Source organism: Vibrio sp. 03_296 (genome assembly GCF_002265885.1).
The window spans coordinates 1-16,088 of sequence record NZ_NPKW01000125.1; the positions used below are offsets into that span (position 1 = coordinate 1).

The 16,088-nt window shown below is 46.6% G+C and carries 9 protein-coding genes and 1 pseudogene; 3 read left to right on the forward strand and 7 right to left on the reverse strand.

The features are described 5' to 3' along the window. Window positions 1-262 precede the first annotated feature (262 nt). The 7 genes from pheT to CIK04_RS15435 form a co-directional block, all read right to left on the reverse strand. A complete protein-coding gene (gene pheT, locus CIK04_RS15405; RefSeq protein ID WP_097353603.1) occupies window positions 263-2,650 on the reverse strand; it encodes a phenylalanine--tRNA ligase subunit beta in 2,388 nt (795 codons plus the stop codon). An 18-nt stretch (window positions 2,651-2,668) separates the two neighbouring features. Continuing rightward, window positions 2,669-3,652 (reverse strand): phenylalanine--tRNA ligase subunit alpha, encoded by a 984-nt coding sequence (gene pheS / locus CIK04_RS15410; protein ID WP_013571570.1) that lies wholly within the window; start codon window positions 3,650-3,652, stop codon window positions 2,669-2,671. A gap of 289 nt (window positions 3,653-3,941) precedes the next feature. After that, window positions 3,942-5,057 (reverse strand): GGDEF domain-containing protein, encoded by a 1,116-nt coding sequence (locus tag CIK04_RS15415; protein ID WP_097353602.1) that lies wholly within the window; start codon window positions 5,055-5,057, stop codon window positions 3,942-3,944. A gap of 209 nt (window positions 5,058-5,266) precedes the next feature. Continuing rightward, window positions 5,267-6,451 (reverse strand): hypothetical protein, encoded by a 1,185-nt coding sequence (locus CIK04_RS15420; protein ID WP_097353601.1) that lies wholly within the window; start codon window positions 6,449-6,451, stop codon window positions 5,267-5,269. Between the two features lie 12 nt (window positions 6,452-6,463). Further along, on the reverse strand, window positions 6,464-7,282 hold the full coding sequence (locus tag CIK04_RS15425) for an outer membrane lipoprotein-sorting protein (protein ID WP_097353600.1): 819 nt from the start codon (window positions 7,280-7,282) through the stop codon (window positions 6,464-6,466). A 13-nt stretch (window positions 7,283-7,295) separates the two neighbouring features. Continuing rightward, on the reverse strand, window positions 7,296-9,665 hold the full coding sequence (locus tag CIK04_RS15430) for an RND family transporter (protein WP_170937715.1): 2,370 nt from the start codon (window positions 9,663-9,665) through the stop codon (window positions 7,296-7,298). 183 nt (window positions 9,666-9,848) lie between these two features. After that, window positions 9,849-10,637 carry a TetR/AcrR family transcriptional regulator gene (locus CIK04_RS15435; RefSeq protein ID WP_038964460.1) on the reverse strand — a complete coding sequence of 263 codons (789 nt, stop codon included), beginning with the start codon at window positions 10,635-10,637 and terminating at the stop codon, window positions 9,849-9,851. 400 nt (window positions 10,638-11,037) lie between these two features. Here CIK04_RS15435 and CIK04_RS15440 point away from each other — a divergent pair, with 400 nt between their 5' ends. From CIK04_RS15440 to CIK04_RS15450, 3 genes and pseudogenes are all read left to right on the forward strand, one after another. Further along, complete coding sequence (locus CIK04_RS15440; RefSeq protein ID WP_097353599.1) at window positions 11,038-11,871, forward strand: hypothetical protein; 834 nt, start codon at window positions 11,038-11,040, stop codon at window positions 11,869-11,871. Between the two features lie 13 nt (window positions 11,872-11,884). After that, window positions 11,885-15,769, forward strand: coding sequence for a zinc-dependent metalloprotease (locus CIK04_RS15445; protein WP_232708698.1), 3,885 nt, complete (start codon window positions 11,885-11,887; stop codon window positions 15,767-15,769). Window positions 15,770-15,900: 131 nt separating this feature from the next. Continuing rightward, window positions 15,901-16,088 (forward strand): annotated as a pseudogene (locus CIK04_RS15450) (IS5/IS1182 family transposase); the annotation flags it as partial.

The window sequence follows — 16,088 nt, forward strand, 5'->3', positions numbered from 1 at the left end:
GGCAGCGGCAGCCCAAAACATCAAGAAGATAGCGTTGGTGGTGAACTATCTACGAAAAATGGGCTTAAATATGGCAGAAATAAGGCAGATACTTGCTTCTGTATACCCGTGTAATGAATGGAAACTTCTGCGCACGATATAACAAAAAAAATCACGATCGCGACCTACGGTCGCTTCCAAAAAAGAACCCCACTTAAAAAGCGGGGTTCGTCATCAATCTGACCTGCCAGTTGGCAGGTTTTTTTGTTTTCTATGTTTAAGATTAGTCGCGCAGTGACGCGCCAAACTTCTCAGACACATGTGCAACGATGGCATCTACCGCGCCTGCGATATCTGCATCTTCCAACGTGCGCTCGTTAGACTGTAGAGTCAAAGCGATTGCAAGGCTCTTCTTGCCTTCCTCAACGCCTTTGCCTACGTAAACGTCAAACAGTTTTGCCGCTTTAAGGAACTCACCGCCCACTTCTAGACACGCATTAACGATGTCACCAGAAGCAACCGCTTCATCGACAACAACCGCGATATCACGACGGTTTGCAGGGAACTTAGACAATGCTACCGCTTCAGGGATCACTTTGCGATTGATTGCAGACCATTCGATCTCAAACACAATAGTGCGACCATTAAGGCCGAACTTGCGCTCTAGTTCAGGGTGAACCGTACCAATCACACCGATTTCTTTACCATCAACAACGATCGCCGCTGACTGACCTGGGTGAAGTGCTGGATGTTTTGCTGCAACGAAGCTGTATGCTTTGTCGTTTGCAGAAAGCTCAAGAATCGCTTCCACATCACCTTTAAGATCGAAGAAATCAACCGTGTTGGTATCGATGTTCCAATGTTCTTCACTGCGAGTACCCGCGATAACACCGGCCAGCATTGGCTCTTGGCGCATGCCGTTTTCAGCCGTGTCACATGGGATGAAACGCAGGCCGTATTCGAATAGACGAACACGTGGTTGCTGACGCTTCTGGTTGTGAACCACTGTGTTTAGCAAACCTTGAATCAAGCCAAGACGCATTGCTGACATTTCTGCAGAAATTGGGTTTGGCAGGATCAGTGCATCAACACCTGGAACAACCAATTTCTGTTGTTCAGGCTCAACAAAGCTGTAAGTGATCGCTTCGTGGTAACCACGATCGACAAGCAAGTCGCGAACACGTTTAAGAGGAATGTTCGCCTCTTGGTGATCGTGCATTTTCAGTGCGGCGGTTGGGTTTTGGTTTGGAATGTTGTCGTAACCGTAAATACGGCCAACTTCTTCCACCAAATCCTGCTCAATCGCGATGTCGAAACGCCATGTTGGCGCCACGGCAACCCAACCTTCTGCGGTCGTTTCTACCGTCATACCCAGACGCTCTAGGATCTCAACCACGTCGCTGTCTGCAATGTGATGGCCTAGAAGGTTGTCCAGTTTCGTGCGACGCAGTGCCACTTTGTTTGGCTTAGGCAGTTCTGCTTCAGACTCGACAGCAACAACAGGTGCTACTTCACCGCCACAGATTTCAACAAGAAGCTGAGTTGCACGCTCCATTGCGTTCACTTGCAGTGCGTAATCCACACCACGTTCGAAACGCATTGAAGAATCCGTATGCAGACCGTAGCTACGAGCGCGGCCACGGATGTGGTCAGGTGCAAAGAAAGCACACTCAAGTAGCACATCTTTGGTTTCAGAGGTTACACCAGACTCTTCACCGCCAAAGATACCTGCGATTGCCAGTGCTTTGTTGTGGTCTGCAACCACCAATGTATCGGCATTCAACTCTGCTTCGCTGCCATCAAGAAGGGTGATTTTCTCGCCCTGCTCAGCCAAACGAACTACGATACCACCGTCGATCTTCGCTAGATCAAACGCGTGCATTGGCTGGCCTTGTTCTAGAAGAACAAAGTTTGTGATATCAACCACTGGATCGATTGAACGAATGCCACAGCGACGCAGTTTTTCTTGCATCCATAGCGGTGTTTTCGCTTGAACGTTAACGTTTTTCACCACGCGACCAAGGTAACGTGGACACGCCGCTGGTGCTTTAACGTCAATCGCAACGGTGTCATCAATAGAAGGCGAAACAGGAGCGACAGAAGGCTCTGTGACGTCAGCACGGTTGAGTACACCCACTTCACGCGCCATACCGCGGATGCTGAAACAGTCAGCACGGTTAGACGTCAAATCAACGTCTACGGTCACGTCATTCAGTGCTAGGAAATCACGGAAGTCCATACCTATTGGGGCATCGCTCGCCAGTTCCATGATGCCATCCGATTCTACATCGATGCCTAGCTCTGTGAATGAGCAAAGCATGCCGTGCGAAGGCTGGCCACGTAGTTTCGCTTTCTTAATTTTGAAATCACCTGGTAGCACAGCACCCACGGTTGCCACAGCCACTTTCAGGCCTTGACGACAGTTCGCTGCACCACAAACGATGTCCAAAAGCGCTTCTTCACCAACGTCGACTTTGGTGACACGCAGTTTGTCTGCATCTGGGTGTTGACCACATTCCACAACGTGACCAACTTTAACACCGTTAAAAGTGCCTGCGACAGGAAGAACATCGTCTACCTCTAGACCGGCCATCGTGATTTGGTGAGTAAGCTCGTCAGTAGTAACCGCAGGGTTTACCCACTCACGAAGCCAAGATTCGCTGAATTTCATTGTGCTTAAACCTCTGGATTACTTGAACTGTTTTAGGAAACGAAGATCGTTCTCGAAGAACGCTCGTAGGTCGTTCACGCCATAACGAAGCATGGTTAGACGCTCAACACCCATACCGAATGCGAAACCAGAGTATTTTTCAGGATCGATGCCAACGCTACGAAGTACATTCGGGTGAACCATACCGCAGCCTAGTACTTCTAACCATTTACCGTTTTTACCCATTACATCGACTTCTGCTGAAGGTTCAGTGAATGGGAAGTAAGACGGACGGAAACGAACTTCCACTTCCTCTTCGAAGAAGTTACATAGGAAATCGTGCAAGATGCCTTTTAGCTGTGCAAAGTTCACGTTTTCATCCACCAGCATGCCTTCCACTTGGTGGAACATTGGCGTGTGCGTTTGGTCGTAATCGTTACGGTATACACGGCCTGGTGCGATGAAGCGGAATGGTGGTTTACCATTTTCCATCGTACGGATCTGTACGCCAGACGTATGAGTACGCAACATCAAATCTGGATTGAAGAAGAAGGTATCGTGGTCTGTACGTGCAGGGTGATCCGCGGCGATGTTTAGCGCGTCGAAGTTGTGGAATGCATCTTCGATTTCTGGGCCAGACTCAACGTTAAAGCCTAGTTCACCAAAAAACTGTTCAATACGCTCAACTGTACGCGTAACTGGGTGAAGACCACCATTTTCGATACGACGACCAGGTAGGGTCACATCGATGGTTTCTGAAGCCAGTTTTGCTTCCAATTCCGCTCTTTGCAGTGCGTCTTTACGAGCAGCTAAAGCGTGTTGAACAACCTCTTTGGCCTTGTTGATCTCTTGACCAGCTTCGCGGCGCTCTTCTGGTGGAAGTTTACCTAGGCTTTGTAGTTGAGCCGTTAGCTCACCTTTCTTACCTAGATACTGAACTCGCACTTCATCGAGTGCGACAAGCGACTGTGCGGCATCAATCGCAGCATTCGCGTTAGCAATGATCTCTTGTAGATGTTGCATCGTTTCCTCATCTACCTTCTGGTAGTGTCCATAAGGGAGTAATTGGTACTTTTTTGATAGCTGTACATAGTAGCTAAACCCGCCTCTAATGCCAAATTGAATTATTAAAAGAAGAGGTTATTGAGTAAAAAGACGCCAAATATTAAAAGAGGACAAAATCCCGGAGATCCGATTCATGGCATTTGGCTGAAAAAGAGGCAAAGTGAACGAAAAGATAAGCGTAAGTTCGTGTCTGAACCATTCGCGCCTGAACCAAAATGACCCAGACGCAAGTTGAGCGTACGACGAACTAAGCGCTGAGTTGAGTCGTGTTAACGCAATTTTTACCATTGTGCTTAGAGCGATACACAGAATCATCCGCGACTTGAATTAACTCTGTGTAGGTGCTCATCGCGGGCGTTCTTTCTGCCACTCCAACACTGATGCTACCGCGCCATGGTTCCAAGCCTGTTGGGATAAGCAGATTGTTCACTTGTTGACGCACAAGCTCAGCGACGTGTAAACCACCTGCGAGATCGGTATTTGGGCAAATCACCAAAAACTCATCTCCGCCCAAACGACAAACAATATCGTCGCTGCGGAAACTGTGTTTCAGCGTGTGCGATAACTCTTTCAACACCACATCCCCGGCTTCATGGCCGCAACTGTCATTGACCTGCTTGAAATAGTCGGCATCAATCATGATGCACACCAACGGTGCGTCAGCGAGAGACGCATCATTCCACAGCTCTTTAAGCGTTTGAATGGCACAGCGGCGATTGGGTAACTGGGTCAAAGCATCGGTATAAGAAAGCACTTCCAGTTGTTTATTGGCTTCAACCAGTTGCCGTGTGCGCTCCTCCACTTTCTCCTCAAGGTGCTGATTGAGCGACAACAACTCTCGATTACGCTCCGAGACTTGATTAAATAACGCGTTCAACGCGTCAAGTAGTGGTTGGGTCGAAGAATCACTTTTTCGCTCTTCTTGTTCATAGGCTTGTTGCGGAGTAAGCCCTGATTTTATCGCTTCCACTTGTCTTGCCATATTTTGGTCAATACCCAAAATATGATAGGCCAACCAATGAATCAGAAAATGCAGTAATTGCTCTGCCGATTTTTTGTTTTCTTCCGAGATAAAGCTCTGCATACCCATGATGTCAGACATGAAAGCACGATGAATTTTGATATGGTATTGCAAATGCTCGTGATAGACGCCCGCGTTACGCATCAAGTTCTCTTCTTCTTTGAAGTGAAACTCAGCGTAGCGAGACAGCTCAAACAACGCCATTTGAATGTCTTGTATTGATATCGTATTTTCTGAAATCAACTCACCGTAACGGTTGATAAACCCCACCAAATACTGATGTTGCTCATCAACATCTGCGATGCCGGTTTCAAAGTTTTTATCCCATTTGAATGAGTTCAATTGACAGCCCTTTAAAATGTGTCCGTTCTAACCGAACACTCTAAATCCACTCATTTTTGAGGGATTTTATAGTGAATACAGCGAAAGAGCTTTATAGAAATGTTGAAAAAATGAGGTAGATCTAATTTGAACCGATATCACAAAACTCAAATCAATAGACCACCTCAATAGATAAGAAGAATCTAATTAATAAAATCAGATAGTTATCTTTAGAAATAATAATCTAGGCCAAGTTCAATAAAGTCATCTTTACGACCAAAGTATAGCAGGTCATTCGCGGTTTCATTTTCAAACAGCCATGCATCGATACGCCACTTGAGCTGATTGTTAATTCGGCTGCTCGCTTCGAGCTTAGCGTTGTAAACATCACTATTATCAAGATCTTGAGTCATCCCCATTAAGACTTCGGTGCCATCTTCATCATTGAAGGCAAAACGCAACCCGGCAAAAACATCATTTTGTCCTATCGTCTGAGCATTGTTTCCTCGGCTGTCATACAAGTATTCTGCAATAAAGCCGATATCAACGACGGAGTCCAACACGCCTACCCATGTGTATTCAAAACCAGTCACAACACCGATGTGGTGATCGTCACTGTCTCGGTAAATGTTCTCAAGCTTCCACAGCCAATCGCCGATAATACCTTGGATATCAATGCCAACTTGAGACATTTGTGCGTAGTACGGTTTTATCTCCCCCCCGCTCAAGCGATAGTAGGGATCACGATTGGTGCCTTTAAAATAGCTGACTCCAATATCCCAATCTCCAAACATTTTGCTATATCGAAAGGCAAAATCGATGTGTTTCTCTGCTTGCGAAGATTGATATACCGCATCTTGAGAAATGGGCGGATTAGGCCTTAGTCTTCCCTCTTCGCCCGAAAACGTTCGCTCACGAAAATACGGCAGCACAAACCAATCTGTTGTTCCCCACTCTTTTACAACCGTCACATGCACCATCGGCTGTCCTAATTTGGCTTCGCCATCCACCGATTCAACCGCATCGGTCTGGTTAATCACATCCACTAAATGCGCCGATTCCGTTACCCCCCAAAACACTTTGCCGACGCCCGCTCTGAGCTCATAATCTCCCCAATAATTGAGGTAGAGTGCTTCGCGTATATCGCCATGAGAGCGCTCTTCATCCACCGCATCCCAACGATAAAACGGGATAAAAGTAAAACGGCCATTACCCTCACTTTGCTGCCAATAAAATTCAGGCTCGAATACCAAGGAACTTTGGCCTCTGTCTTGGCCTTGTAGCCCTGATGAAAAGAACTGCCTATGTTCAAGACTTGCGCTGCCCGAAAGCTCAATGCCGAAACACGGTAACGCAGCGGTGACAAGCAGCGTTGAGGCCAGCAACTGGCCTCCCTTAACGATGGTTTTCTTCATGTATCAATCTCACTACTTGATGCGTTTCAGCACGTTTTGCTCGAAATCGCTTTCCGTTAAGCCCGTTCGAAACGCCATTGCATTCGTCGTCAGTTCGGTACTTTTGCCCGTTTGATGATTCACCATCGTCATTTTATGAGCTCGCCAGTATTGATTGAGGTACTGCTGGTACTCATTAAATACGAGGGTTTTGAGTAACGCATTTTTGCGATCATAAAACTCCATCTTCAAAGGACGATAATGTTGCTGATCCAGCCAGACCACTTGGCGGGTATAACCCGAGTTTTCATCCGTTGGCACTTGTTCGATAACAAATGCGTTCTCGCCATCTATCGATTCATCCCCCAAATAGGCAAAACGGTATTTTTCCAGCTCGAACGAGCTGAGATCTTCATAGGCAAACTCACTGCCCATAAAAGGGCCGGATTTATTACGTGACGAAATGCGTTTCACCCGTTTAAGCGCAGGCAAATAGAGCCACTGATCGTCCGCATCGCTGATGTGCGAATGGTTGAGAAACGCGGTACCTTGAACGTCTCTTGGCTCATCGAAGATGGTAAGCCCTTTGTCACCATCGACTTCCACCTCCAGTGACTTCAAACGCATCAACCGAAGGCTACTTTCGCCTTGTGCATTTTTGAGGAGCATTTCCATGGTCGCGACCGAATCCCCCCAACCAAGATCACGCTGCTTGCGCTCCTTGGCGATTTCTAATCCTTTGGCTTGATCATTCGCTATCGCTGGCGTGACGCCCAGTACAGCAGACAGTGCAGTAAACAAAGCGGCCACCACCGCCATCGTATTGAGTTTTTGTATGCTGAGTCTTTTCATCTTGATGTCCTTATTACGCTTGATTCGGTTGAATGGGTGTTGTGTTCGGCTCTTGAGAGTTTTCCAATTGGGCGTATTCCGCTGTATCAAATCGCATCAGTAACGATGGCAATAGAACGAAGTCGATCACCAAAGCGACGAAGATAACGATGGCGCTTAACTGCCCCATGTCTGAGTTGAGGCGGAATTGCGACATGGCCAACACCGAAAACCCGGCCACTAACACAACCGTGGTGATCCACAAAGCGCGCCCGACGGTATGGAAGGCATATCGCACCGCCTGCTCTGCGTTTTGCCCCTCTTTGCGGGCGTGCTGATACTTGGCAAGAAAGTGGACAGCATCATCGACAACGATGCCAAGCGTCAGAGTCACCACAACCGAGAGACCTAAGTTGATTTCACCGGAGATCAGCGCCCAGAGACCAAAACCAATCACCGCAGGGGCAATGTTCGGAACCAAGCTGATTACCCCTAGTCGCCATGAGCGCAGAGCAAAAATCATCAGTGCTGAGATTAGGATTAAGGTAATCGGCAAGGTAGACAGCATGCTGGCCATGTTCGTTTCACCGATATGAGCAAACATCAGCGATGGGCTTGAGGCGACCACTTGGTATCGCGGCGCATGGCTGGCAAACCATTGGTAGATGCGCTCTTCCAACGCCACCAACTCGACGCTACCTAAGTTTTTCACGGTCAATTGCAGTTTGACGGAAGACTTGTCGACATTGACTTGGTTATTCAGATCTAGACCAAACGGCAGTGACATCTCATAGAGAAGCAAGTACTGTGCGGCCAACTCGCGCTCTGCTGGCAATGCGTAATAGGCACTATCATCACCGTGCATGTTTTTGTTTAGGCGCTTATAGATGTCCGACAACGATGCCACATGGTCCGTTTCAGGCTGCTCGCGTAGCCAACTGGTGAACTCACCCAAAACCTCTAAAAATTCTGGACTGGCAATCCCTTGGGATTGATGTGTTTTAATCGCGATGCTCATCGTGGTCATGCCACCAATTCTTTGCTCCATAAAATCGGCTGCTTGTCGAAATTCGCTACTGGTATCGAAATACTTGACCGATTCATCGTTGACTTTGTTGTAAGGAATCAAAGCGGCACTGCCTGCAATCACCACGATGGAAAGTGGCAGTAAAACGTTACGTCGGTGCACCACAAGATCCGCTAACTTATCCATAATATCCGACGATTTCGCCGCTTGTTTGGCACTAAAACGCACTGGCAACAGGTTAAGCAAGGCGGGCAGTAAACTCACGGACAACACGCACGCGATCATCACCCCTAACGCAGACAAATTACCAAAATCTCGTAGTACGGGAGAATCAGACATATTCATCATCAAGAAGCCAATCGCGGTGGTCACTGAAGTAATGATGATAGGCACAAAATTGAGCGTCACACTGCGGTGAATCGCTTGTGATTTCGGCATGCCTTGGCGCATAAAATGGCGCATGCTAGCAATGACATGAACACAGTCTGCCACGGCCAATGTCATGATCAGTGTCGGCACATTTACTGAGGCCACATGCAAAAACATTCCAGCCCAACCGACGATACCCAACGTCGCAACAATGGCGCCAATAATCACCACTAACGTCGCCAAAACGCTGAGAAACGAACGCAGCATGAGGGTGAGAAAAACCAAAATCACCAAAAGCATTGTCGGCACTAACGTCGCGCTGTCGTTTTGCGCCGCCATCGCAAACGAATGGTTCATTGCGATGATACCCGCCTTGTAGATGGTGACCTCAGGATACTCTGCACGATAATGACTGAGCATTTGTTCGACGTATGCGACCACCTCGTTCACTTCAGCGGTCTCATCCACCCCTGGCATTTGCATGGTGATATTAATAACCGCAACATCGCCTTTCTCGGAGACCAAAGCGTTAACCAGTAGTGGCTCTGACATCGCGACCGCACGAACCTTGGTGATGCGTTCCGCTGTGAGTGGGTACGATTGATAAAGAAGATCTTCCACCAGCAGATCATCGTCTACCGCTTCGGTATGTTGGTAGTTAGCAAGCGAATCGACACGGCTTGAATAAGGCACTTGCCACGCTTGCTCCGTCATTTCTTGGATTTGAGTCAGTGTGCGCTGGTCAAACACATCGCCACTTTTAGGTGCTAAGACTAACGCGATGTTGTCCGTTTTCGCGAAGGTGGTTTGAATCTCATCAAAGGCCTGTAATTGAGCATTACTGCCGTCAAAAAAGATATTGTAATCCCCACGAAAATAGAGATTTTTTGCCCCCATCGCTGTCGCGACAATGGCCATCAGGCTGATGATAAGGGTCCAAAAACTGAACCGCGTTGAGAACGCGAGCAGTGAAGTGCGTTCATTGGTTGACTGCTGAAGATGGTTCATCACACTCTCCATTTGTGACGTTTCGTCAATAATCTCTCTTTAAAAACCAGCAAATGCTGGTTAAGAGAGGAAGAATTTTGGAATCAACAAAGAACAACCCATTTTTGTTTTTCCAAGTTCATTTTTTGACGATTCGTCACTAAGTGTGATTTAAAAACCAATCCTAAGATTGGCTTTGTTCCTTTATCGACCAACAGATTCGAGATAAGCGATTTCTTCAGCAAACAGTTCTTGCTCTACCCGTCGCCAGGTTTTGCGATAATCCCATTCGCTCGAAAGCGGCTTCCATCCGAGTCCATCAAGTAGCAAGTTCGCGTTATGTAGCACCGTAAATGGATCTTGAAGGCGACTGATACAGTGACTATTTGATGCGTTTTGCGTCAAGGCATTCGAACCAAATGCAATTGACCAGTTAGCAAATACAATGGCATCAGAACCCACTGCGGGTGAAAATTTCACATCGCCGACTTCGGCCGCGTAGCTCACAAGAGCATCCGCACCTGAAATCACTTTTTCTTCAAGCTCATTTAACTCATTCACCCTCGCAGGCGACGCTTTCTCTAGCACCCATGGCGTTTTAGCCATGATGGCACAGGTCGATAACACCGGCTCTAGACGCGAGTAAATACGGTAACCGACATGCATCGCGATCATTTTTTCTCGCGTCGTACCTTCAAACGCTGCGGTACGATTAAAGAGAAGCGCTTCGTTTTTTAGCGAATGAATGCACAGCGCTAAAATCACATCCTCTTTACTGCAAAAATGATTGTAAATCGTCCCTTTTGAGTACGGACTGGCCGCTGTTAGTTTGTCCATCGTAAGGTTGGCAAATCCTTCCTTCTGTACGATGGCTTTTGCTAACAGAATTAATTCAACTTCTCGATCAGCGATAGCTTGCTGTTTTTTCGTCTTTCCAGCCGAAAACCCACACCCGTTTTGCTCATCACTTTTCTTACAACCAAAGTTAAACATCATTCACTCTTCCGTATCGACGTACTCCCGCTGCGATTGTAACACGAATCCCTACTAAAGGAATCTCACTCATTTTTGACGAACCGTCACAAATGACACTTCGTCATAATAGTGCATTAATTGATCTAATCAAGTCCTTTTTACGAGAAAAATTGATGAAGGTTATGTGTCAACCAAGCAGGAGTGCAACTCATTCCATATACAATAAGAGCTCAGCAACTAAAAGAGGCGGTTGGAGCTCAAAACAAAACGATTAACATTCGAGCAGGCTCACAAATTAGTACTGGTGACACAAGATATTGATACTTTCCATGAATAGATGTTCTTCTTCCAATGATTCCTCTAGTATCCGTCAATCATAAAAAACACTACATTAATCACAAATTACAAGGAAAGTAGAGTGAAACAGTGTCATATTGCACTGTGTGCGCTAACTGCATCTTGCTTGCCGTTTACAGTTCATGCAGAAGATGTCGCCGAATCTATGGTGGCGCCACCGACTCAAAACAGTCCGTGGAATTTGACGTTTTCGACTTCATACAGCCGCAACGCCTACCCCGACAACAGCTATCTTGCATCACGTTCTCTCGACGCCAGTCTCACCGTGGTATATGAAACGGAAACCAACTGGCTCTTTAGCGCCAATTTCAGTGGCGTTCATCAATTCGACGGGCATGAGGGACAGTATTGGCGAGATGTCTGGTTACGAGCGGTTTACCGAGATCTCTATCAACCAACAGAAAATCTCAATTTTTCTGCGAGTATTCGTGGGTTAATTCCTATTTCTGACATCGCAAAAACCACCGACCTTTCTACTGCTTTTCGTGCGGATCTCAATCTCAGCTATGACCTTGGCTTTTTGCTTGAAGGGCTACAACTAACCGATTCCGTTCGTCTAAGAAAAAATTTCCATCGTTACACCACGGCAGGCAATCTTCAGCTCGAAGAGTATCGCCTGAGTAACAGTTTTGGTTTGAGCTACGAATATGGTGACTGGTGGATCTCCACCACCATAGACAGTTCAAAATCGTGGACCTACCGAGGTTCAGAATATTCTCCTGAATTCTCACACGCCGAAGAGATTGGTTACAACGTAACTGAAAGCTTTTCTATCGCTGCTGGTTTAACCAACAGCGCCAGGTATTTCGATACCGACCGAGGACCAAACCCAATCGACACCTTATTCGACTTGGACAAGCCAACTTACTACTTAACACTCACATATAACTATTAAACTGGTGCACAACATGTATAGAAAGTTATTACTCGCCACTATGGTGTCTGTGGCATTGTATGGCTGTGGCGCAGAGGAACGCGCATATGAATATCAACCGAGAGCTGAAGAGCAAATAACTAAAAGCTCTTTAGATACTGAAGCGCTTTGGCTTTATATGCCATCGACAGGCGCGGCGCCACGCTATGCGGCAACTCAACGAGGCTTTTTTCAGGGAACGCCCAAATTAGTCACGCTGCGTTTTGATAAAGCCAATGGCATCATCGCAGAAGAAGTAGACCGCGATACCATTATTAATGGCAAGCCAAGCCGATACGACAGCAGCATCAACCTCGCTCCGGTTCTTAAGATCCCTGGTGAATTCCAGCAATATCGCTGCACTGAAGATCAGTTTGATGAGTGCACCAACAAAGAAGAGCTCAACACAGACGCCAGTCTAAACTGGCAAGATACCACTCACTTCACGCCCGATTACGCGGGCATTAAGTCATTGGCCGTTGATACCGTTGACGCATGGTGGACTGCTGACAATGTCACAGAAACCGCCGAGCCTCGTTTAGTGCATTGGGAATACGACGCGACCGCCGGTGTCATTAACGTTGAAGTTGAACGCACATTCACCGCCAGTGCGGATGATATGTATCAATTTGGTTCTCAACTGGAAGATCTTTCTTTCAAAACGCGTTTTTTCTACTCGCTGGTGAAACTCGACAAGCTTGCTAGCCCAGATTACGAAGTGGTCCACTACCCAGGCAAAGACTCACAGCGTTATGGTTTTTTTAATGATGAAAAAACACCACTTTCAGTCAATGGCGAGGCCAATCTACAAGGTGAAAAGTTCCGACTCATTAACCGCTTCAACCCGAAAAAAGAGTCCGTCGATTATTATTTAAGCGACAGTTATTTTTCACCTGAGGGGCGGGAGTTTCTGCAAACCACTCTCGACACTATCGAACACATTAACCAGATTCTTACTGGTACTGGTGTGCCAAAAATCAACATCGTCAACAAAGACAAACCTGCAGGCAAACATCCCGGTGATTTGCGTATCAACATGTTTAACCTAATCACCGATCCGGTTGATAACGGATTGCTAGGTTACGGCCCATCAGCAACCAACCCGCTCACGGGTGAAATTGTCCATGCGCATGTGAACCAATATGCCGGTGTGATCCGCGCTTCGGCTCGTGAAATGTGGCGCAGACTAGCGGTTCACTACAATCGCCAAGAGATTGCCCGCCCAGCAGAGTTCAAATTGGATGAGACAGATCCAGCGGTCAACAATGGAACCGATGACTCTGATGCAGGCACCACCTCCATGACCTTTGGCGCCGAAAGGGTCTCTGACTTCATCGTAGATAAAAATATTACCAATATTCAAACGTCCCTACCCTTGGTGGCCGCTAGCGAGCCAGATTTCAATGACGGCGTAGTGACTTGGCTTCGCCCAGATATGCAGAGCGAATACAGCTTCAACAAACAAGCTTTATCCTACGCAAAACAGCGTCAAGCCTACGCTGAGCAAAACATGTATTCTGATCAGTTCTTGTGGGTAAGCACTCAGTCAAAAGGGTTGATCAAAGGTATTGATTACAAAGCAGGTGGCTATTTTGACAACGCTCATTTAGACCCTTCTGCACCCGATTACGCCGACAAGGTCAACACCAAGCTCAAAGCGTGGGAAGATCTCAACGCTGATCAGCAAGCGCAAGTAACCAAACAGATTTCGCAGCACATTTATACGTCAACGTTAGTCCATGAGCTTGGCCACAACCTCGGTTTGCGCCACAACTTTATGGGCTCTATGGATAAAAGTAACTTCTATAGCGAGCAAGAAATCACTGCACTTGGCTACGACAAAGTCCCCGCTTACAGTTCTATTATGGACTACGGTGCGTCCATTTTTGACGAGCTGCCAACTTACGGTAAGTACGATATTGCCGCATTGCGTTTTGGCTACCAACGTCAAGCGGAAGTTAAAACGCTTGATGATAAAGGCGAAACGACAGTGGCTTACGTTAGCTTAAGTGAAATCGACGAAAAAGTGCGTCAAAACTACCGTGCTTATCCACTCGGTACTTTGGAAGTGCTCAAAGAGCAGTTGAAAAAACAAGACGATAGCCAACCGACTCAAAGCGTTAAAAATTACTACTACTGCTCGGATGGAAACACTAGCAGCACAACCACCTGTAATCGTTTTGATGAAGGCACCAATATCCTTGAACTGACCGAATTCCGTATTCAGCAATACTGGGACAGCTATGAGTTCCTTAATAAACGGAATGGACGTAACCAGTTTTACGAATATCAGGTGCATAACTACACCATCGCGCGCCTCAATCAGTTCAATGAAATTCGCAAAGTTGTCGAAGATTTAGGTGAGATCGACTACTACTTCGCGCAACTTAAAGGGGAAGAGGAAGAGAGTTACGGGCAAAACGTAGCAAATTTCTACACAGACAACTGCCAATATAAGTTCCGTAGAAGTCAGCTACCACAAGGGGCACAGATGATTTGTGACACCTTTGATGCTTCATTGTTGGCAGCAAATTTCTTTGTTGAGGTGATGGCGCAGCCTGACCATGTTTGCGAAATTGAAGTCTCTAGCGATGGTCAGTCGTTATATCGCTTTGTCTCATTAAACGATCTTTGGGCGCAATTTGGCCAGAGCATTGCCTATAAAACCACGCTACCTGAGTCATGTTTCGACGCAGATTTGGTCGCTGAGTTAGCAAAAGGGTCACAGCCGATCAAAGTGCTCGCCGAGACGCGTGATGGCCGCCCGTATGCCGATATGAAAGCCAATAACCCGCATCAATCCTCATCCTCCGCCATTGATTTAATGGGGATTTGGACTGATAAACTACTTGCAGCGCAAATGTTGGTCCAACGAGATGATTGGACCAATGCACGCGACAGATCCAATATGGCTTTAATGGATGTTTCCGATGTTCGCAGTGGCACTAAAGGCACCCCAAGAAAAATGAAAGAGTACCTTAGCTTCTTGGGTTTCGCCGATGACAAGTTCCGTTCTCCTGTCTTCGTTGATCAAACTGGTGAGTATGTTGAAACCAAGTCGCGTTATGTACCAGATCTGCGTAGCTCTATTGAGGTGCCGCCATATCTCTATGGTATTAAAAGCTACTTCCAGTTGTCACAGAGCACCGTCACACCATATTTTAATGCGTTGCTGACCAACTTAGTGGCATTCGGCCAAGCTGAAGAGTATGGGCTTTCTGATAGCTCGCAACATTTGATTGACGATATTACGCTGACCAAACCAAGTTTATCTGTCGACTTAAAAGGCGGTTACGAATTTACTTGGAAAACACGTAAGTACATGGTGACACGTCGCAATGGTCTGGCAAAAGAGATTGCTAAAAAAGCCATGTTTATTGATGGAAGAGAACTACACCTTGAGCTTTTGAATAATTTGCCTAATCCAGTAAAGACATACCTTAACTTTGCTAAGTTAGGTATCCGTTCACAAAAGGACGCTACATTGTATTTGTTGCGAGACAGTAAAACCGTTGAACTACTGAATGGTGCGAGCTCATTTAACAGCTTATTTAATCCCTTTAGCCCCAAATTTGTCCATGATAAGGCAAACAACTGTTACTACCCGAAAGGGCAAGATGCTGCTGATGGCTGCCACAACCAAAATGATCTTTTGGTCGCTTGGCAAGCTATTGATACCAATAAAGAAAGTGCTCCTGAATACCTTGAAAATCTACTTGCCTTTTCCGCACAAGCTGAAAAAAACATCAAGGAACAGGTTACGGACAATCCAGACTACGCGCAATATTACGCTATTCCAGTGGAAAGCATCTGGCTATGGAATTCTGGTGAGTACCGTCGCTACCGTCGCTCCATTGAGCAGTTGCCCGTAATGGATTAAGTACAAAGTAACAACGTCAGTAAAACAAAGAGCCGCCACACTTCATGTGACGGCTCAGACTGCTGACAAAGGTCTAGCTTTCGAGCTAGACCTTTGATCTAATAGGGGTATCGAAATATGGATACTCCGATATGCTTCAAGAACCCACCCCGCAACAATACGAACTGGAAATGGTGACGATGGAACAGTTAGTTCCTAAAGACCATTTAGTGCGCAAAATCGATAATGCTATCGACTTTGAATTCATTCGTGATGAAGTCGCTCATCTTTATTGTAAAGATAATGGGCGTCCACCTGTTGACCCTGTTCGTCTCTTCAA

Excerpts from the sequence above, each read along its gene's own strand:
- pheT (WP_097353603.1), bottom strand. The coding sequence starts at position 2,650 with ATGAAATTCAGCGAATCTTGGCTTCGTGAGTGGGTAAACCCTGCGGTT.
- pheS (WP_013571570.1), bottom strand. The coding sequence starts at position 3,652 with ATGCAACATCTACAAGAGATCATTGCTAACGCGAATGCTGCGATTGAT.
- CIK04_RS15420 (WP_097353601.1), bottom strand. The coding sequence starts at position 6,451 with ATGAAGAAAACCATCGTTAAGGGAGGCCAGTTGCTGGCCTCAACGCTG.
- CIK04_RS15425 (WP_097353600.1), bottom strand. The coding sequence starts at position 7,282 with ATGAAAAGACTCAGCATACAAAAACTCAATACGATGGCGGTGGTGGCC.
- CIK04_RS15430 (WP_170937715.1), bottom strand. The coding sequence starts at position 9,665 with ATGAACCATCTTCAGCAGTCAACCAATGAACGCACTTCACTGCTCGCG.
- CIK04_RS15435 (WP_038964460.1), bottom strand. The coding sequence starts at position 10,637 with ATGTTTAACTTTGGTTGTAAGAAAAGTGATGAGCAAAACGGGTGTGGG.
- CIK04_RS15445 (WP_232708698.1), top strand. The coding sequence starts at position 11,885 with ATGTATAGAAAGTTATTACTCGCCACTATGGTGTCTGTGGCATTGTAT.